We start from the raw sequence: 16,915 nt of genomic DNA on the forward strand, positions 1-16,915 counted from the left end.
GGCGCTCAGCCCCCCACGATGCCCTGCACGAACTGCAGCAGGACCGGGGCGAGGACGGCTAGGCCGTAGCCGACCAACGCGTTACGCAGGGCGCTCTTGGCCTTGTCGACCTGGCCCGGGTCACCGCCCGCCGTGGCCCAGTAGACCCCCGCGAGAACCAGGAACAGGGTGGCGATCCCGGCCAGCAGCAGCATGATCTGGGTCTGCAGGTTGGCGATGACGACCGGCAGGGTGTTCGCCGCCAGGTAGGCGACGTCACCCGGAGCGGCCTGGGCGGCACTCGGCGCGGCGAGGACCAAGACGGCGGCGCCCACTGCCGCGCCGACGCGGCGGATCACGGGGAGACGGACAATCTTGTTGGTGCGGATGCGGAGCATGGGTGGTCACCTCCCGCCCCGCCGCCGGCCACCGAACGGCGCCGGGCGGGGCGATTGCCAGCAACGGTCGAAGGAACGCCGCCGAGCGCGAGGCCGGCTGCCGCACCCGCCCCGGGAGGAGCTCGTCCTCCCTTACTGGGTGATTGCGGTAATCGATGAGGTGTCAGCGCATGCGATGGCGCGGCACCCGGAGCGACACGGCAGGCATCGCCCCGCGCTCGACGGCGGACGGGACCCGGACCAGCGCTCGTTGGCTGCGCTCGTCTTGTCCCGCACCTACCAATCGGCGTTTGTCAGCCGTGGCGAACACCTGCCGGTCTGACAGCGGTCTGACAGGACGTTCCGGGGTCCTCGCAGGCGAGGCCTATCGGTTGGGCGCGCTGGAATCGTCCCACCTGGCGCATAGAGCCGAGCGTGGAAAGACCAGAACGGTTGTGGGCCTGGGCGCATCATCGGCGCCAGGCCCACAACCGTCAGAGAGAAGAAGAAGTCAGGCCGCTACCGCGATCCCACGAGTCCCGGCCGCGCCGCGCGTGCTGGCTCTGCCGGCGCGGATGCTGGTCCGACGCTTGGCCTGCGTCACCGTCCGCTCGATGGCATCGGTCGAAGCGATCTCGGTGAGGCTGCCCTCGGAAATGGCCCGCGCGAGTCGAACATCGGCACGTGCCAGCCGCATCCGCAGCGCGTCCACGGTGATGCCGAGCCGGGCAGCGATCGGCTCGGGCGCCCGCCGGCCCAGCCGGACCTCGATCCACGGCTGCACGTCCGCCCGGTCGATGATCCGCAGGGTGCCGGCGCGCCGGACCAACAGGTCCGGGTGGCCGTAGGGAACCTTCGGAGCCCGGGGCCCGGCCGCCGCATGCTCGATGTCCTCGACCGGCACCGCCTGCTCGTCGGCCAGCCGCACCCGCCGCCCGGCCCGAAAGGCGGCCATGGTCAGCGACGCGTACAGCGCCGGCCGGGTCAGGTCGAGGTGATCGCGCAGCGCCTCCAGGAAACCGGTCAGCACCTCGTTGCCGATGTCGGCAGGGTCGCCCCGGTAGCCGGCGGACAGTTGCCCGGCGATACGCACGAGCGCGGGCATCGCCATCCCGACCGCGGCGATCGTCCACTCCTTGCCCCGCAACCGGGCCCGCAGGACCAGCTCCCGCCATACAGCGTCACGACCCAGGTATTCGCCTGGGTGCTTGAGCAGCCAGTCCCGCAGCACCGACAGGGGCACGACACCGGACGGCAGGACCATGTCCTTGCCGATGTCACGCGGCAGGCTGTCACAGTCGAGGGCCAACGGAGCCGGCTCGCGCGTCAGCGCCACGAACGCCACGTCAGCGGCGAGCAGATGAGAGGTCGGCCAGTCCGGGGTGTCGGACACGGACATGTCAGAACTCCAATGACAGAAGGGATACGAGAGCGGGCGATGCCGCCGACGGACATCGGCGGATCCCGTGCCAGCAGTACGACACCGGTGTCTGACACGGTCATGACAAACGCGGAACCAGCCCTCGCCGCCAGGCTCACCGTGATCTGACACGTACTCCGGGCACAGCCCTCGAACGGCCTGTGAGCTTTGCCCGTGCTCCCCTCGTAGACCGCCCCTGAGCTGCCCTGTCAGTTCGGCGGTCGGCAGTGACAGCCGGGTAGAGCAAGCGCTATCGCGATCATTCAAGGACCGCAGCAGTCGATCCCAGGACCCGACCGAGTGCCAGGCCAGGCACCTCCAACTCGCTGACAGAATCCGCCTGCCCACCCCCGGCGCGTCCGGCCAGGGATGTCAACTGCACCAATCGATGACATGGACAAGCCGGCATCGCCATGCCACCGCTGGACGCCGATGCCGGACGCTCGCCGGACACGTCGATGTCGGTGGCGAGAGTGGACGTCAGGGCTGCTGCCCGCGTGTCCATGTCAGCGATCTCCGCAGATGTCCGGTGCGAGTGTCCGAGTGGCGACCACTGATGTGACAAGAGCGAGAGCCGTCTGTCGGGCGGGAGCAGTCATCGCGGAGCGGGGTCGTCCGCCGGGAGCCGTGACAGATGCGGAGAGTGTCTGACAGGCGGGGCTGACCCTCGATGCCGGCCAAGCGGCGCGCCGTGCCCCGCCTGACAGGGAGGTGCCGACAGGTGCGGGCCGCGTCCGTCACCGTATGCGAGGCGCACCCACATGGATGAGGTGGCATCGAGCAAATCGGGCGAAACGTGGGCTGTCAGACCGGTTCAGGTCGCTGTCAGATCGCCAGGTGTTCGCCACGGCTGACAAACGCCGATTGGTAGACGTCAGCGCATCACGGCGCGGCGCGGAGCCGACACCACATGAACGAGCACTCCACGCCGCAGCCCGCCCACCAGGGCGGCACCCCCCACATCCCTTCGATGGATCTGGTCGCCGGCGAACCGCCGGTACCGATCACCGTCTGGCGCACCGCCCGCAGCGGCGACGACCAGAGCACGAGCATCTCCCACCGGCTGGCGTACCGACTCGTCGCCGCGTACAGCCGGTCCGGCGAGGCGGTCGTCGACCTCACCGACACCCACGTCCTGGACACCGCCTGCCTGCGCGGCAGGCGCCGCCACCACCCGGCCTGGTTCACCGGAGCCTCGGCGCCGTTCGTCGGGCCGCAGACGCCACAGCACCTGAGCGAGCCCGACGACGGCCCGGACTCCGACGGCCCGGACTCCGACGGCCCGGACTCCGACGGCCCGGACTCCGACGGCCCGGACTCCGACGGTCCGGACGTGCGGGCGTGGTTCGGCGACGACCTCACCGACCCCGACCCGGACTGGGTGGCGGGTGACGAACCGTCCGGCGTTCCGGGCGATGGTGATGACCTGCAGGGGCGGACCAGTCTCGTGGTGGCCACTTGGCCGCTGGACGCCAGCAGCGACGCGGCCAACCATGCCCGCCTGGCGTGGCTGCTCGCCGCCTGCGGCCGACTGCTGCGCCCCGGCGGGTGCCTGGTCCTCGTCGTCGGGGTCCCGGCCGGCGCGGTCGCGACCCCGGAGGACTTCACCCCCGTGGTCGACGCCGCCGCAGGTTCCGGACTCGGCTACCTGCAGCACATCGTCGCGGTCGCCGCCGACACCGACGGCGACCGGTTCACCTACCACGCCACCGACGAGGAGCTGCTCTCCCTGGCCCGTACCACCAGCGCCGAGCAGTTCGTGCTCCACGTCAAGGTCCACGCCGACCTGCTCGTCTTCACAAGCAGGCAGGGCGGTGACCGGCGTGCCTGAACCCTCGACCAACAACACCACCGCAACGCCGGGTCTCAACGAGACGACTGCGGCCTGGCCGCAGGACCTGTCGGTCTGGGCGACCGCCCAGTCGACCGGTCCGGTCCAGCGCCGCGGCCGGTACGTGCCCCAGTCGGTCAAGCATCCGGCCCGGATGCTGCCGGCGATCGCCGCCCACGCGGTTCGCTCCTACACCCAGCCCGGCGACCTGGTGTTCGACCCGATGTGCGGGATCGGCACCACCATCGTGGAGGCCATCCACGCCGGCCGCGACGCCATCGGCGTGGAGTACGAGTCCCGCTGGTCCGACATCGCCGATGCCAACATCGCCCACGCGCACCGGCACGGTGCCACTGGCCGTGGGTCGGTGATCCGCGGGGACGCCACTCGCCTCACCGCCCTTCTGCCGGCGGCCCTGCAGGGGCAGGTGTCCCTGGTGGTGACCTCACCGCCGTACGGGCCGACCGTTCACGGCCTCGTCCGGCCCGGGGCCGACGGGGTCGCCAAGTTCGACAACCGCTACGGCGAGGACAAGGGCAACCTCGCCTACCGCTCCTCCCTGGCCGGGCTGGTCGACGGGTTCACCGACATCCTGCGCGGCTGCCACGCCCTGCTGCGCCCCGGCGGAGTGGTCGTCGTGACCGCCCGCCCGTGGCGCAAACGGGGCGAGCTGGTTGACCTGCCCTCGGCTGTCCTCGCGGCCGGCACCGCCGCCGGCTTCACACCGCTCGAGCGGTGCGTCGCCCTGCTCGCCGCCGTCCGCGACGGGCAGCTCGTCGCCCGTCCGTCGTTCTTCCAACTCCAACAGGTCCGCAAGGCCAGGGCCGGCGGCGTACCGATGCACCTCATCGCACACGAGGACGTCCTGGTCCTCGGCAAGCCCCAGCCGCCGGAGCCGAGAACCGAGGTGGTGGCGTGATCGCACCCACACACCGCTATCTCCCCCTCGGCACCGGGGTGGACGCGCCGGCCTGCGGGCCGAGAACCTGCCCGCACGACGCGCCGGCCGCAGTCGACGCCGGGCACAAGGGGGTGGCGTGAGCGTTGCGCACACCACCGGCCCACGGATTGGATCCCTCTGCAGCGGCTACGGAGGACTCGACCTGGCCGTCGAGCTGGTGCTCGGCGGCCACCTCGCCTGGTACGCCGAGACCGACCGGCACGCCACCACCGTCCTCGCCTACCACTGGCCCCACATTCCCAACCTCGGCGACATCCGCGCCGTCGACTGGACCCAGGCCGAACCGATCGACATCCTCACCGCGGGTTTCCCCTGCCAGGACATCAGCAACGCCGGAAAACGCGCAGGCATCACCGGGGAACACTCCAGCCTCTGGACACACGTCGCCAGAGCCGTTCGCGACCTTCGATCGTCGCTCGTGTTCGTGATGACTGCCGACGTCTACACGTCTGTGTTGCAGGACATGAAGACGACAACCGCCGAGGCTACGACCAAGATCATCCCTCGCCGGAACCGTCCGAAGGCGGCGTAGCCCCGTTCGACGGTGCCGTCGCTGGCCGGTGTCCTACTGATGCAGGACGCCAGCCCGCGATGGCACCCGGTGGCCGTGACGGACGAGATGGCCTCCACCGTGACGGCCATAACTGGTCCCACCACGGGCTGGCTGTCGCTGCTCTCGGCTACCGAACGTGCGCGTGTGCTGGTGCTTACCGAGCGGCGATGGCACCGACTCGCGCCGTTGTCGGCGGCAGATGCGGATGCCCGTGGACGTCACCGGCTCGATGCTTCGCCGATGCCGTATCGCACCATGTCGTGCAGGCCCTCGGGTAGTAGATCTCTCATGAGGCCACGGTCCACGAACGTTGCTAACGATCGGCCGATTTCGTCTCCCGCTGCGTCGGCCAAGTCCTCATCGTGCGCGGCGTGCCACAACGCGTCCAGTGCGCGCGGGTCGTTCCAGTTCGCGAGGTCGACTGCGGCCTGGCACCGGAAATCCGGGTCCTCCGACTGGTCCAGCAGCACCGTGTGTAAGCGCTCGGCGCGCCAGTCCCACCGCGGTTGCCCGGCCGCCCGCAAGCCGTCGCGCAGTTCCCTGGGCGGCCGGTATCCGTGTTCTTCAACGTAATGCAGGATCATCATCGGCGCGGCGTAGATCTCCCCGTCGGGCAGGTAGTAGCGATACTCGCCGTTCCCCTCGAATGCCCCACAGAAGTCACAGTCGTGCCAGCCGAGCGTGACGCTGCCGATCCGCCAGGAGGCAACCCTGAGCCGCTCCATCTCGGCACCAGTCATCGGCGCCGCGCCAGCGCCCTGCACCCCGTAACGGGGCCCCAGCCACCCTACGGCCCGCATCGGCAGCGGAAAGTCGAGGTAGTCGTACGGCGACAGGTCGAAGTACTCCACGCCACGATCATCCGGCATGCAACGTCTGATGTCTTCGTTGCCTTCGGTGACGAGCCGCTCCTCGGCAGATCCGCACACACTCAGCGGCAGATGGGGAAGGAGGCTCCACCTGAATTCGTTGTCAGGCACTGCTGTGCGCGCAGCCTGCCGATACGGAATTGCCGCGTGAGATCAGCGCGGCACGGGGCCGCATCGCGGCTGGCGGGGCAGGGCGAGAATGTAGATTGATCTTAGCCAACGCGCGGGGGGATGCATGACGGTTTTCGGCTGCCGGATCTGCGACACCGCTCTGACGGTCCCGGTGTCGAGGGTGGCGCTGCCTGTCCATGCGAACCAGAAGTACGGGAACGGGCCGGGATCGCTCGCCCCGGCACTGGAGCCCGGCACGTTCGCGGTGAATCCGCTGCCCTCCGGTTCGCCATGGCGCCGGTGGGCCGAACTTGAAGCCGGTGAAGCCGAGGCGCTCGGCTGGTACGCGCCGAGGTTCAGCATCTCAGCCGGGCCGGTCGGCCAGGTGTTGCTCGCCCCGGGGGACGTCCACGGTGCCGTCATCGACCCGGCGCTGGTCGGCGACTCCGCGTGTTGTGGCCTCGATGGCGGGGAGCCCAACATGGTCTGCGTCACCTGCGGCGCGCCGGTGGCCATCCGGATCGACGACTGTGGCCTGCGGCAGGCTACCTGGCTGGACCCGCTGACCACCCACGTGCTCGAGGACGGTCCCGGCCCGCACCCGGTGCTCGACTGGGCGGACCTGATCGACCAGCGGCCCGGTATCCCACCGTCTGAACCGGGCGGCGGCTGGCACCCGATGTGGGCGGCCGCCGCAGCCTCGGCGCTGGCACACTTGCTGGCTGCCTCGGGCGGCGACCCTATATCGATTCCGAATCACCAGGTCGCCAAGGTCTTCCGGCCCACTCTCGACCGTCTCCTCGACCCGGGCAGCACAGGGCCGGAGCGCACCCTGGTCCTGGCCGGGCCCGACATCCCGGACACCGGCGGTCACTTCGCCCTCATCCCGGAACATCCGCAGACCGGTGAACTCTGGCCGGTGGCCCCGCCGGTGAAGCCGATCCCGCTGGCTTGGGACGCCTGGCGGTACCTCGCGTTTCACCGAACCCCGAAGCCGGTTGGGCGGTCGGTCCCGATCCCGCCGGAGGCCCTGCCGGCACTGCTCCCGGGTCACCGGTTCGAGCCGGACGGCCAGATCTTCCTCAGCGTTCTGGCCCGACTGCCCGAGGTCAGGCAACCACGGTTACGTGCCATCTACGACCGAGGCCGCCCCTATAGCTACACCTACTGCAGCTTCTGACCGACTGGTCGTCGCGATAGGGCCCTTCCTCCGGCTGGCTCACTATCACCGGCACGTCCGCGCGGCACTACCCGTCAGCCGGCTGCGCTCCACGACACGCAGTTTGCGGCTTATGCGGGCACCGGATCAAGGGCGATCAGGGTAACGGAACCGGGTCCCACCATGCGGAGTATGGCGCGGGTTGACGCTGTCGGTGCCTTCGACTGGGCTGCCGAGCAGCTGCGGGGTGCTCAGGGCCGTCCGGAGTCGAGCAGCGCGATCCTGCGTGCCCCGGCGGTATGTCGGTAGCTGGCGTCGAGTAGCTCGCCGACCTCGTCCCAGCCGATGTCATCGGTCAGGTCCACCCCGACCCACCCATAGGCGCCCAGGTAGGCCGGTACGAAGCAACGGTCTTCCGCCAGCAGCGCCGCGCGCTCGTCGGGGTCAATCAGCACGATCATCGACTGTTCGTGCTGTTGATTGACGCCGTCGACCTTCACCGATCCCCCGTAGTAGGCGAAGACTTTGGTGGTGTAGAAGGCGGGACGCCCATGGGAGATCTTCTCGGCCGCGTCGGGGAAGGCCAGGGCGAGCGTCCGCAGCCGGCCCAGGACCGGGTCTACCTCGTCAAACATGATGGGATGCGGCATGCCAGAAGGTAAGCACATCCTGGGCGGCCACGGCGCCCTGCACCACGCGCCTCGCGGCAGATCCGGGCGCATGCGTGCGAGAGACTGACCTTGTGCGAAAGACCGGACGAGCAAGCGACGGTAGGCAAGCCGCTGTCGAAAGTGTGGCTGCTTATCTTGCAGACGACGATGCAGAGGTCCACAACCTCACTCATGCCGCCGTGCAGAAAAATGCGATGGCCGCAGCGCTGAACCTGACAGCCCTTGTAGCGGACGCGGTCATCGAGCTGGCTGCCTCGAACGGGAGCAAGCCCCAGCAGATTCTTCGGTCGCTCGGGCAGGGGGAGACGGGTGAGTCGTGGTACTCGTCTGATCCGGCGAACCACAGCCCCGCCCAGCCCGGAGCCGTGCAGGTCGTCTACCCCGCTTCGCTGGACGACTACGACTGGGCGATGACTGAGGCCAAGGGCTGGATCGAGGTAGTCGTCCACTGGTCCGGGCGCGAGAAGGCGATTACCTTCTACGATCCGACCCGGTTGGCTCAGGAAGTGCAGAGTGCTATGAGGGTGCCTGGCTACTTCGCCGAGCGGGCTGTCGCCGTCGTACCGACGGTAACCAGGGAAGCGATCGAAGCTGCCGTCGCTCTGATGGCCCTGCGTGATTTCGCCGACGTCGGTTGAGGCGCTGCCCCTCAGACGGGCGAGCAGCGGCTACCGGCGTGGCAGACGCCCGCTCATCGGCAGATCCGCTCGCTGTCGTGCGGCAGCACCGGGTAGCCCCTGGCCCTTACACACCGTTACGTGGCTCTCGGCGAGACTGGCACGTGTTGGGGCCAGTTATGGCCGGACGTACATGTTGCTGGTCTTATCGACCGGCACGCGGCGCTGGCCGGGGTGCCATCCGGACGGCGGCCGTGGCGGGCGTAGACGGTTCCGGGAAGCGAGTTCCCCGGTTGGGATTCGGCCGTGGGCTGGGTGCCTCGATGGCGGTGGTGCGGTGGTCTCGCGGCTGCTCGGGCGGCTGGCCGGTCAGGATCGCCGCAGCAGGCTTGCGGGCGGTGGTGGAGGCGAACTGGTAGCCGCGCACGAGGACGGCGGGATCGGTCATGAGCACGGCGAAGTGGTCCAGGTCGGCGTGAGTGAGACCTTCGTGGAGAAGTTTGTGGTGCAGCTGGCGGGCGTTGTCGGCGAGGAGGCGGCAGCCAGGGCTGCCGCCGGTCCAGGTCTCGGCGGTCCACCGGGTGCGTACCTGCTCCAGCCCGTTGGTGGTGAGGATGGCAGGGGTCTTGTCGCCCCAGTGCAGGTCAACGCCGTTCGCGGACAGGACGTCGAGGATGCCGTGGACGACGTGGACGACGAGATCGCTGTCTGCGGTGCGGGGGCCGTGGGCGATGACGGGGGCGTAGACGATCTCGCCGAGGACGAGCCAACCGCCGGGTCGCAGCGTGGTGATCATCTGCTGGAGCAGGGCGTGCCGGTTGGGTAGGTGTTCGAGGACGCACCGCGCTACGGCCACGTCGACGCTGCCGGTGCTGACCGGGAGGGGCTGGGTGCGCAGGTCGCGTTGGTAGACGTCGAGGATGCCGGTGGGGTTGAGCAGGCTGGTGTCGATGTCGACGGCGGTGACCTTGCCGGCGGGACCGACGAGGTCACACAGACACGCCGCGATGGATCCGGCACCGGCACCGACGTCCAGGGCGTGCTGTCCGGCGGTGATGCCGATTCGGCGGAGCTCTGCGCGGGTGATGGGGTCGAGGATGTCCTGCAGGGGGTGCAACTGGGTGATGTGGTTGCGGAACTGGTACCGCGATGCTCTGGTGGTCATTGGTGTTCTCCTCGACATGGCAGGACTGGTCGGACAGCGTGAGTCAGTGCTGGCAGGGCAAGGTGTTCGCACACCTTGGTGGCGGGGCCGTCGGTGACGGATGGCCGTGGTGCACGGTGGCCTGCCCGCATGATCCCGAGCTCAACACCACGGCGCCGGCTACGTGGATGCCCAGCCCGGGCGGCGGGGAATACCAGGAGCGAGGGCGGGTCACCGGCTGCTCCCTAGCGGAGAGGGATCCTGTCGCGGGGGCCGTGGCTCGGTGTTGGTGGTGGGGGTGTCGAAGGCCAGGGTGGCGGTGACGAGTCGGTGGTCAGAGGGGTAGGGGCGTTGTGCCGGCACATGAACCCGGTAGCTGCCCGGGTGGACGTGGGGTCGCATGGCGGTGTTGGCGAGGAGCCAGTCGATGAGCAGGCTCCCGCCGGCGTCGACATCATTGTTGACGGTGGATAGCAGGGCTGTGTGGGGGCTGGCGGTCCAGGCGAGTTCGGCGATGGCGTGGAAGCCGCAGCCGTTGTCGCGGCGGTGGGTGTCGGGGTTCCAGCGGCCGATGAGGTGGTCGCCGGCGTCGGTGTCGGCGGTCCAGGTGCCGTCGGGGTGTTGGCGGGCTTTCTGGGCGCGGGCGCGGTAGCCGGCGGCTGCCCAGTCGCGTTGGGGCAGGTGGGGTGCGGACGCGGTGGAGTTGAGGTCGCCACCAGGATGAGGGGCATGTCGATGGTGCCGTAGCGGTCGAGTAGGGCGGCTTGTTGGCGGCGGCGGATGCCGCAGTGGGGGTCCCAGTGGGCGACGGCGGCGGCGAAGACGGTGCGGCTGTCGGGGTTGCCGGGGGTGCCGGTGTCGCGGATGGCGAAGAGGGCGATGTTGCGTTTGTCGGTGAAGGCGTGGGGGTCGTCGGGGGTGTGCCAGGAGCGCAGGGTCAGCAGGGTGGGGTCGTAGAGGATGGCTGGGGGGATGGGGCCGCGTGGGTCGTGGCCGAGCATGCCGACGTAGGGGCGGTCGAACCGGTCGGCGAGCAGTTCCGCGGCCTGGTGCAGGGGGTGCTGGCCGTGTTCGTGCCAGGTTTTGGCTTCGCAGAGCAGGATCAGCGCGGGCGGGGTGTCGACGTCGTGGAAGGCGTCGACGAGGGGGCGTAGGTCGCGGTGGCCGTTGCGGAGGCCGCCGGCTTCGAAGTTGAACAACGCGACAGGAATGATCATGATTGTCCCTCCTTGGCGGCGGGGCGGGGCCCGGGAGCTTGCTCGCGGTCGGGGTTGGGGGTGGCGTGGTCGCGTCGGGCGATGACCTGACGCACGCCGCCCCAGCCGAGAGGGATCTCCCAGTGCATGCCGATGGCGTCGAGGGCGGCGATCTGATCGCCGGTCAGAGTGCCGTCGCGTCGTGCGGTGCGCTGGCTGCTGAGCCACCGGGACAGGTCGACCTCGCCCTCCCGGTGGCCTTTGCGGGGATGCAGGTGCCCCTCACGCTGGTGGTAGGCGGCGGCTGATGCGAGGTTCCGTTGCCAGGCCGCCTCACGGATGGACCATTGGATGCCGAGTGCTTCCAGGGCGCGGACGCGGTCGGCGCTGAGACGGCCCTTGCGGTGCTCGACGCGTCGGGTGGCCAGCCAGTTGTAGAGGTCGACGCCGTTGACGATGAGGTGGTAGGGCACGTTCAGGTGGCCGTGTTCGGCGTGGAACTGTTGGGCGGCGGCGTACCCGTCGTGGTGGGCGGGGCGGATGGTCCAGTCGATGCCGAGGGCGTCGAGCGCGGCGACCCGGTCGGCCGGCAGGGTGCCAGCGCGGTGGGCGGTGCGTTGCTGCCACAGCCAGCCGTAGAGGTCGACACCATCCACGAGGTGGCCGTGGGGGACGCGTAGGTGACCGTGCTCGGCGTGGAATCGTTGCGCGCAGGCGAGTCCCCGTGGCCAGATCCGTTCCCGGGGCGCCCAGTCGAAGCCGAGCGCGTTGAGGTAGGCGACCTGGTCGTGGTCCAGGCGGGCGGCCTTGTGGTCGGCGCGTTGCCGAGCGGCCCACCGGTCCAGGCGGACGCCGTGCCGGACGTGACCCGTCGGGACCCTGGTGTGGCCGTGCGCGGTGTGGAAGTCGCGTAGAGCGCCGTAGCCGACCATCCAGTCGGAGGTGGTCTCCTCCAGAACCCGCACCGTCAGCTGCCGCAGCAACTGCTCTGGGGCGTATCCGTCGGGCAGGCGGACCAGCAGCCGCGGCGGCAGCTCCGCGGCCCCGGTGGACGCTTTGGTGCGCTGGTGGTCGAGGTCGGCGGCCAAGCCGCTGTCGTGCGCCCGCAACGCCCGCAGCGTCTGCAGCAGGGTGGCCCACCGGGCCATGTCCCCGGCGAGGTCGGAGGCGGTGTCGGCGGGGTCGTCCGGCAGCAGCACCGGCAACAGGATGGTGGCGATGCCGGAGCCGGCCGGGTTGCGGCGCAACGCCCGCCCGACAGCCTGGATGACGTCGGCCTGGGACTCCTTCGGCGCGGTGAACACCACCGCGTCCACCGCAGGCACGTCCACACCCTCGCCCAGGCAGCGCGAGTTGGAGAGCACCGTCCACCCGTCCTCGGGCGGGTCTGCCAACCGCCGCAGATGCAGGTGCCGCTGGCCGGTGCTCTGGGTGCCGTCGACGTGTCCCACCGTCAGCCGACCCTTCGGACGTTCCTCCTCGGGCAGGGATCCCACGGCGGCCGGCAACGTGCGGGCGAACTCCCGGCTGGCCCGCACCCGGGGCGTGAACACCAGCACCCGCCGCAGACCGAACTCCGCCGCTGCCCGGGCCAGGGCGGTCTGCACCACCACCGTCCGCAACGGCGCGGCACGCGCATGCACCACTGCAGCGGGATCCAGCTCCCGCAGCATCTCCAACGCCTGCGCGGAGGTGACGCCGATGGCGAGGATCCGGTAGTCGTCGAGCCAGCCGTCGTCGATGGCCCGCGAGAACGGGTACGTGTAACAGACAGGCCCGAACACCGACGCCTCATCCATCGACAGCACATCGCCACTACCGTCGGCGGCGCGTCGCCTGGCCGGCAGCAGCCGGGGCGTGGCCGACATGTACAGCCGCCGCCGCGCCGGCAGATGCTCGTCCCGGTGCACCAGCGCACCGTGCTTGCCCGCCCAGCCGGCCGTGTGGTGGGCCTCGTCCACGATCAGCAGGTCGGCGGTGATGCCGGCGGCATCAAGACCCCTGCCCACCATCTCGGCCGAGCGGTGGGTGACCAGTACAAGGTCCAACCCAGGCCGACCCGGCTGTCGCACCCACTCGGCGATCTCACCCGGATTCGTGGTTACCGGGCACGGCAGGTCGACCACCCGCACGGCGTCATCGGCGACGCTGCCGTCCCCGCACACCGCCAGCACCCGCGTCGGTGCACCAGCCCCGACCCACACGTCGAGGGTCTGCGCCAACAAGGTCAGCGACGGCACCGCCACCACCACCAGCCCGGACGGACACAACCGCACCCCAGCGTGCACCCCAACGATCGACTTCCCGCTGCCGCAGGCCGCCCGCACCTGACCACGACCACCACCGACCAAGGCCGCGACCACCGCGTCAACGGCCTCCCGCTGATAGCCACGCAACTCCGGCAGCCTCCCGCGCGCGACTGCGTCTGTCGTGCCGTCGGCGAACCGGTCTGGGTCGTGGTGCGGGGCTCCCTCCTCGGAGAGCGTGGGGCGCAGGTGGTGATGAATATGCACGTGGTGGTCCTCGTGGATGGGTGGGTATGGGAGCCTCGGCCCGGGGCGGCTGCCCGGCGGACGCGGGTGGGCATGGCCGCTAACCCGGCGGGCTGAAGCTCGTACGCCGACCATGACGGCCACGACGTCCGACAACAGGCGCACGGACGCCGACCGAGTGGCTCAGGGAGAGACGGACCCGCCAGCACGGACCGCAGCGGGACGGCGGGTCAGCAGGTGCTGGACGAGGGCGATCAACAGCCGTCGGACACTGTCGCGGTTCCGCACGTCGAGCTCGACGATCGGCACTTCTCCCGACAGGGCCAGGGCCTGGCGGATGTCGGACGCGGCGAAGCTGCGGGCACCGGGGAACGTGTTGACCGCGACGACGAACGGCAAGCGGACATGCTCGATGTAGTCCAAGTGCGCGAACGAGTCCTGCAGACGACGAACGTCGACGAGCACCACCGCCCCGACCGCGCCGCGCACGATCGCGTCCCACATGAACCAGAACCGCCTCTGCCCCGGCGTGCCGAACACGAACAGGGTGACGCCGTTGACCTCCAGCCGACCGAAGTCCATCGCCACCGTGGTCGTGGTCTTGCCCGGCGCGTGGGAGACATCGTCGGAGGCGACAGCGACCTCGGTGCTCAACGGGGCGATATCCGAAACCGTCTGCACCAGCGTGGTCTTTCCGACCCCGAACGGCCCCGTCAACGCGATCTTCAACCCGCTCTGCCCCGACACAGCTGCTCCTGGTGCGACTGGTGTGCTCACCGGTTGGCTCCTGCGGCGACGAGACGGCTGGCGTTTAACGACGTTGGCGTGCGCTGGTCGCCTATCGGCTCGGCGAACTGGTCACGCTCGGCGGTCCCGACCGGCAGGTCCGCGTCCCGACCGGACGCCCGCTGCTGGCTGCCACGTTGGCCGTTGGTGGCGGCCTGTCCTGGCTGCAGAGTCATCGATACCTCCCGAGGGTTGCTCGCGAGCAGTGTTGGATTCGGGCACTGCGTGGTCACCGACGATTGCGGAGACTTGTGCCGCGACATTCACGTAACCGCTTGGGCGCGCCTGTCGACTACCTCCGACACAGACTTTCGACACCGATTCGTATCGACCTTGGCGGCAATGGCTCGCCCATACGCTGCCGGCAGCGTCGAGTTGATGCTCTGTAGCGCCCAGGACCTGCGGGAGCGGCGGGATTCGTGGTGCTGCGCATGTCGAAGGTGCGTGTCGGGGGTGTTCGACACGGCGTCTCGCGCTGGCGATCGCCTGCCAGGGGCCGAGGTGCCGCATCACCGTCTGCGGGGCGGTCAGGGTTCGCTAGCGCACCGGACGGAAGAGCTGGTCGCTTTGCTGGCAGCGTCCGGACCGTTGATGCCGGCTTCACCCGCCCAAGGTGGTGCAGCATTGACCGCCGAAGGGTGGACCGGTCGCGCGGTAATAGTTGTGAACTGCCACCGAGGGTTGGGCGGGGCGAGACGCGGGTTCGCCGGTCGCGCCGTAGGCTGCCACGACGTGACGAGCATCGACATCGCCCAGACGACGGGCACGACCGCGGTGGCCGCGTGCGAGGTGGAGGTCAAGTACCAGGTCGGCGACCTCGCGGCGCTGGAAGCGGCTCTGGCCGCCCACGGTGTCGTCCTGTCAGCGCCGGTCGTTCAGGATGATCAGGCATACGCGCGGGTCGGCTGGGATTACGGCCAGTCCAAGATCGGGGTTCCGTTCGCGCGGCTGCGGACCGAGCGGGGACGGCATCTGCTGACGGTCAAGACGCCGGTGGCCAACGAGCAGTCGTGCGTCGAGCACGAGACCGAGGTGGCCGATCGGGAGCAGATGCACGCCGCGATCCAGCAGCTGGGCTTCTACCCGACGGTGCGCATCCGTAAGACCCGCCGCACCGCGACTCTCGGATTGATGTCGTTGTGCGTCGATCAGGTGGACGGCATCGGCGCGTTCCTGGAGATCGAGCGCATCGTCGATGGCGGCGAGTCGGGTGAGCGGGTCCAGGCCGAGCTTGACCGGTTCGCCGTCGCGCTGGGCGCGCCGCTACGGCGGACGAACGAGACCTATGACTCGCTGATCCGGGCGGCGAGGATGGCCGGGGTCTAGAACAGGGTCGCCGGCTCGGCTACCTGCGGCATGGGGCATATGTCGAGGGTGTCGACGGGCAGGTCGAGGTTCAGGGTGACTGCGGCGTGGTCGGTGAGGCGCTGCTCGCGGGGCTCCTGCAGGTAGCCGCCGCCCTGGAGCCGGCCGCGCAGGGCGGTGCCAACGTGCAGGTAGTCGAAGCGGTAGCCGTTGCCGGCCCGACCGAACCAGCTGTGCTGCGGGACGCCGGCGTAGAGGTGGTGGTGGGCGTCGGTGAGGCCGGCGTCGGCGAGGGCGTCGAACAGGGCGTACTCGAACGGCAGCCACACCCCGGGGTAGGGCGGCTGGTGGTCGCGGGGGATGACGTTGTAGTCCCCGCCGAGCACCAGATGTGCCCGCTCGTCGGCCTTCAGGCGGCCGAGGGTGTCGACGAGGGAGGCGAGGAACGCCCGTTTCCGTTCGACCTTGGCCGGGGCGCGGTCGCTGGACGGCACGTAGACGCCGAGGACCGTGACGGGCGGGTCGGTGTGAACGGTGGCGGCGACGGCCCGGCCCGGGATAGTGAGTCCAGCGGTGATGTCCGGGCGGGCGGTGACCGGTACGCGGCTGATCATCGCCGCGCCGCGGTCGCCGGGCAAGGGCGGGTGTAGTACGTGGCAGCCGGCGCGGCGGAAGTGGTCGAGCAGGTAGGCGCTGCCGTCGCCCCCGCTGGTTTCGGTGAGCAGGAGAATCTGTTCCGGGCGGCCGGCGAGCCACCGCAGCAGCGGTTCGGCGCGCCGCCGCGAGGCGGCCTGGATGTTCACGGTCAGGAACGACAACACGAGGCGAGACTTTCAGGCCGCAGGGCGTCGGGCGAGCATGGGGGTCAGCGTGTCGAGAATGGCGCAGACGACCTGGTCCGGGTCCCGGTTCCGGCAGTCGATCTTCACCTGGTGCCACGACTGCCGCTTGAGGAAGTCGAAAGCCTGGTCGTAGAGCTGCAGCTCGCGTGCGGGGGTGCCGGTCGCCTCGAGCCGGGTCAGGCGCCGGCGTACGGCGAGCCGGGTGGCGATGACCCGCGGGTCGTCGACCAGGTAGACGGAGATGGCAGGCTGCAGGACGTACCGGTTGTAGCTCCAGATCTCGCGGAGGTCGACCGCGTCAACGCGCTGCAGGACCAGCGAGGACTGCACGTAACGATCGCTGATCACGATAGTGCCGGAGTCGAGCGCGGGGATGATCTCGTCCTCGACGTGCATGGTGCGGTCGGCGGCGATCGCGAGGGCGAGGGCCCGTCCGTGGATGACGGCCTCGGCCTCGCGCAGCAGTTCCCCGAGGCGGGTCCTGGTGGGTTCGGTTGTCAGGTGGACCGGCTGGCCGGTGCGGTGGCGCAGCCGCTCGGCCAGCAGCCCCGCGACCGTTGTCTTCCCGACGCCGTTGGGTCCCTCGATCACGATGAGCATGA

The 16,915-nt window shown here is 69.9% G+C and carries 18 protein-coding genes; 7 read left to right on the forward strand and 11 right to left on the reverse strand.

Annotated features, from left to right (window positions below):
• Positions 1 to 5: 5 nt before the first annotated feature.
• A complete protein-coding gene (locus GA0074692_RS04380; RefSeq protein ID WP_091639586.1) occupies positions 6 to 377 on the reverse strand; it encodes a pilin in 372 nt (123 codons plus the stop codon).
• Positions 378 to 867: 490 nt separating this feature from the next.
• Positions 868 to 1,755 carry a hypothetical protein gene (locus tag GA0074692_RS04385; RefSeq protein WP_091639588.1) on the reverse strand — a complete coding sequence of 296 codons (888 nt, stop codon included), beginning with the start codon at positions 1,753 to 1,755 and terminating at the stop codon, positions 868 to 870.
• A gap of 931 nt (positions 1,756 to 2,686) precedes the next feature.
• Between GA0074692_RS04385 and GA0074692_RS04390 the strand changes: the two genes are divergently transcribed.
• Genes GA0074692_RS04390 through GA0074692_RS04400 form a run of 4 tightly spaced genes read left to right on the forward strand, consistent with a single transcriptional unit; the run spans position 2,687 to position 5,100 of the window.
• Positions 2,687 to 3,607, forward strand: coding sequence for a hypothetical protein (locus tag GA0074692_RS04390; protein WP_091639591.1), 921 nt, complete (start codon positions 2,687 to 2,689; stop codon positions 3,605 to 3,607).
• Positions 3,591 to 4,526: a TRM11 family SAM-dependent methyltransferase gene (locus GA0074692_RS04395; protein WP_091639593.1), complete on the forward strand. Its 936-nt coding sequence runs from the start codon at positions 3,591 to 3,593 to the stop codon at positions 4,524 to 4,526. The genes GA0074692_RS04390 and GA0074692_RS04395 overlap by 17 nt, the downstream gene beginning before the upstream one ends.
• Positions 4,523 to 4,648 (forward strand): hypothetical protein, encoded by a 126-nt coding sequence (locus GA0074692_RS36395; RefSeq protein WP_281198765.1) that lies wholly within the window; start codon positions 4,523 to 4,525, stop codon positions 4,646 to 4,648. The genes GA0074692_RS04395 and GA0074692_RS36395 overlap by 4 nt, the downstream gene beginning before the upstream one ends.
• Positions 4,645 to 5,100, forward strand: coding sequence for a DNA cytosine methyltransferase (locus GA0074692_RS04400; protein ID WP_091639596.1), 456 nt, complete (start codon positions 4,645 to 4,647; stop codon positions 5,098 to 5,100). The genes GA0074692_RS36395 and GA0074692_RS04400 overlap by 4 nt, the downstream gene beginning before the upstream one ends.
• 239 nt (positions 5,101 to 5,339) lie before the next feature.
• On the opposite strand, the gene GA0074692_RS04405 is transcribed toward GA0074692_RS04400, so the two are convergent.
• Complete coding sequence (locus GA0074692_RS04405) at positions 5,340 to 5,972, reverse strand: HEAT repeat domain-containing protein (protein ID WP_091639598.1); 633 nt, start codon at positions 5,970 to 5,972, stop codon at positions 5,340 to 5,342.
• A gap of 253 nt (positions 5,973 to 6,225) precedes the next feature.
• On the opposite strand from GA0074692_RS04405, the gene GA0074692_RS04410 reads away from it, so the two are divergent.
• Positions 6,226 to 7,281, forward strand: a complete 1,056-nt coding sequence (locus GA0074692_RS04410; RefSeq protein WP_091639600.1) for a hypothetical protein — start codon at positions 6,226 to 6,228, stop codon at positions 7,279 to 7,281.
• Between the two features lie 230 nt (positions 7,282 to 7,511).
• Here GA0074692_RS04410 and GA0074692_RS04415 read toward each other — a convergent pair whose 3' ends face one another.
• A complete protein-coding gene (locus GA0074692_RS04415; RefSeq protein ID WP_091639602.1) occupies positions 7,512 to 7,910 on the reverse strand; it encodes an MmcQ/YjbR family DNA-binding protein in 399 nt (132 codons plus the stop codon).
• A 143-nt stretch (positions 7,911 to 8,053) separates the two neighbouring features.
• On the opposite strand from GA0074692_RS04415, the gene GA0074692_RS34535 reads away from it, so the two are divergent.
• The gene (locus GA0074692_RS34535) at positions 8,054 to 8,569 is read left to right on the forward strand and encodes a hypothetical protein (RefSeq protein ID WP_176738287.1); all 516 of its coding nucleotides are present in this window, start codon (positions 8,054 to 8,056) and stop codon (positions 8,567 to 8,569) included.
• Between the two features lie 184 nt (positions 8,570 to 8,753).
• Here the strand turns inward: GA0074692_RS34535 and GA0074692_RS04425 are convergent, their stop codons facing one another.
• The 5 genes from GA0074692_RS04425 to GA0074692_RS33805 form a co-directional block, all read right to left on the reverse strand.
• A complete protein-coding gene (locus GA0074692_RS04425) occupies positions 8,754 to 9,713 on the reverse strand; it encodes a methyltransferase domain-containing protein (RefSeq protein WP_176738288.1) in 960 nt (319 codons plus the stop codon).
• Positions 9,714 to 9,937: 224 nt separating this feature from the next.
• Positions 9,938 to 10,909, reverse strand: coding sequence for a hypothetical protein (locus GA0074692_RS33800; RefSeq protein WP_141725149.1), 972 nt, complete (start codon positions 10,907 to 10,909; stop codon positions 9,938 to 9,940).
• Positions 10,906 to 13,401 carry a DEAD/DEAH box helicase gene (locus GA0074692_RS04435; protein ID WP_176738289.1) on the reverse strand — a complete coding sequence of 832 codons (2,496 nt, stop codon included), beginning with the start codon at positions 13,399 to 13,401 and terminating at the stop codon, positions 10,906 to 10,908. Before GA0074692_RS04435 ends, GA0074692_RS33800 begins: the two co-directional genes overlap by 4 nt.
• A 162-nt stretch (positions 13,402 to 13,563) precedes the next feature.
• Positions 13,564 to 14,127: a GTP-binding protein gene (locus GA0074692_RS04440; RefSeq protein ID WP_245730149.1), complete on the reverse strand. Its 564-nt coding sequence runs from the start codon at positions 14,125 to 14,127 to the stop codon at positions 13,564 to 13,566.
• A 26-nt stretch (positions 14,128 to 14,153) separates the two neighbouring features.
• A complete protein-coding gene (locus tag GA0074692_RS33805) occupies positions 14,154 to 14,342 on the reverse strand; it encodes a hypothetical protein (protein ID WP_141725151.1) in 189 nt (62 codons plus the stop codon).
• A 556-nt stretch (positions 14,343 to 14,898) separates the two neighbouring features.
• Here GA0074692_RS33805 and cyaB point away from each other — a divergent pair.
• On the forward strand, positions 14,899 to 15,492 hold the full coding sequence (cyaB, locus tag GA0074692_RS04445; RefSeq protein WP_245730150.1) for a class IV adenylate cyclase: 594 nt from the start codon (positions 14,899 to 14,901) through the stop codon (positions 15,490 to 15,492).
• Here the strand turns inward: cyaB and GA0074692_RS04450 are convergent.
• Entirely contained in the window at positions 15,489 to 16,292 is an 804-nt protein-coding gene (locus GA0074692_RS04450) for an exodeoxyribonuclease III (protein WP_091639612.1), read from the reverse strand. The genes cyaB and GA0074692_RS04450 overlap by 4 nt on opposite strands.
• Positions 16,293 to 16,304: 12 nt before the next feature.
• Entirely contained in the window at positions 16,305 to 16,913 is a 609-nt protein-coding gene (tmk, locus tag GA0074692_RS04455; protein WP_091639614.1) for a dTMP kinase, read from the reverse strand.
• Positions 16,914 to 16,915: the final 2 nt, after the last annotated feature.

Source organism: Micromonospora pallida (genome assembly GCF_900090325.1).
Taxonomy (GTDB): Bacteria; Actinomycetota; Actinomycetes; order Mycobacteriales; family Micromonosporaceae; genus Micromonospora; species Micromonospora pallida.

Excerpts from the sequence above, each read along its gene's own strand:
- GA0074692_RS04385 (WP_091639588.1), bottom strand. The coding sequence starts at position 1,755 with ATGTCCGTGTCCGACACCCCGGACTGGCCGACCTCTCATCTGCTCGCC.
- GA0074692_RS33800 (WP_141725149.1), bottom strand. The coding sequence starts at position 10,909 with ATGATCATTCCTGTCGCGTTGTTCAACTTCGAAGCCGGCGGCCTCCGC.
- tmk (WP_091639614.1), bottom strand. The coding sequence starts at position 16,913 with ATGCTCATCGTGATCGAGGGACCCAACGGCGTCGGGAAGACAACGGTC.
- GA0074692_RS04415 (WP_091639602.1), bottom strand. The coding sequence starts at position 7,910 with ATGCCGCATCCCATCATGTTTGACGAGGTAGACCCGGTCCTGGGCCGG.
- GA0074692_RS04390 (WP_091639591.1), top strand. The coding sequence starts at position 2,687 with ATGAACGAGCACTCCACGCCGCAGCCCGCCCACCAGGGCGGCACCCCC.
- GA0074692_RS04380 (WP_091639586.1), bottom strand. The coding sequence starts at position 377 with ATGCTCCGCATCCGCACCAACAAGATTGTCCGTCTCCCCGTGATCCGC.
- GA0074692_RS04410 (WP_091639600.1), top strand. The coding sequence starts at position 6,226 with ATGACGGTTTTCGGCTGCCGGATCTGCGACACCGCTCTGACGGTCCCG.
- GA0074692_RS04425 (WP_176738288.1), bottom strand. The coding sequence starts at position 9,713 with ATGACCACCAGAGCATCGCGGTACCAGTTCCGCAACCACATCACCCAG.
- GA0074692_RS33805 (WP_141725151.1), bottom strand. The coding sequence starts at position 14,342 with ATGACTCTGCAGCCAGGACAGGCCGCCACCAACGGCCAACGTGGCAGC.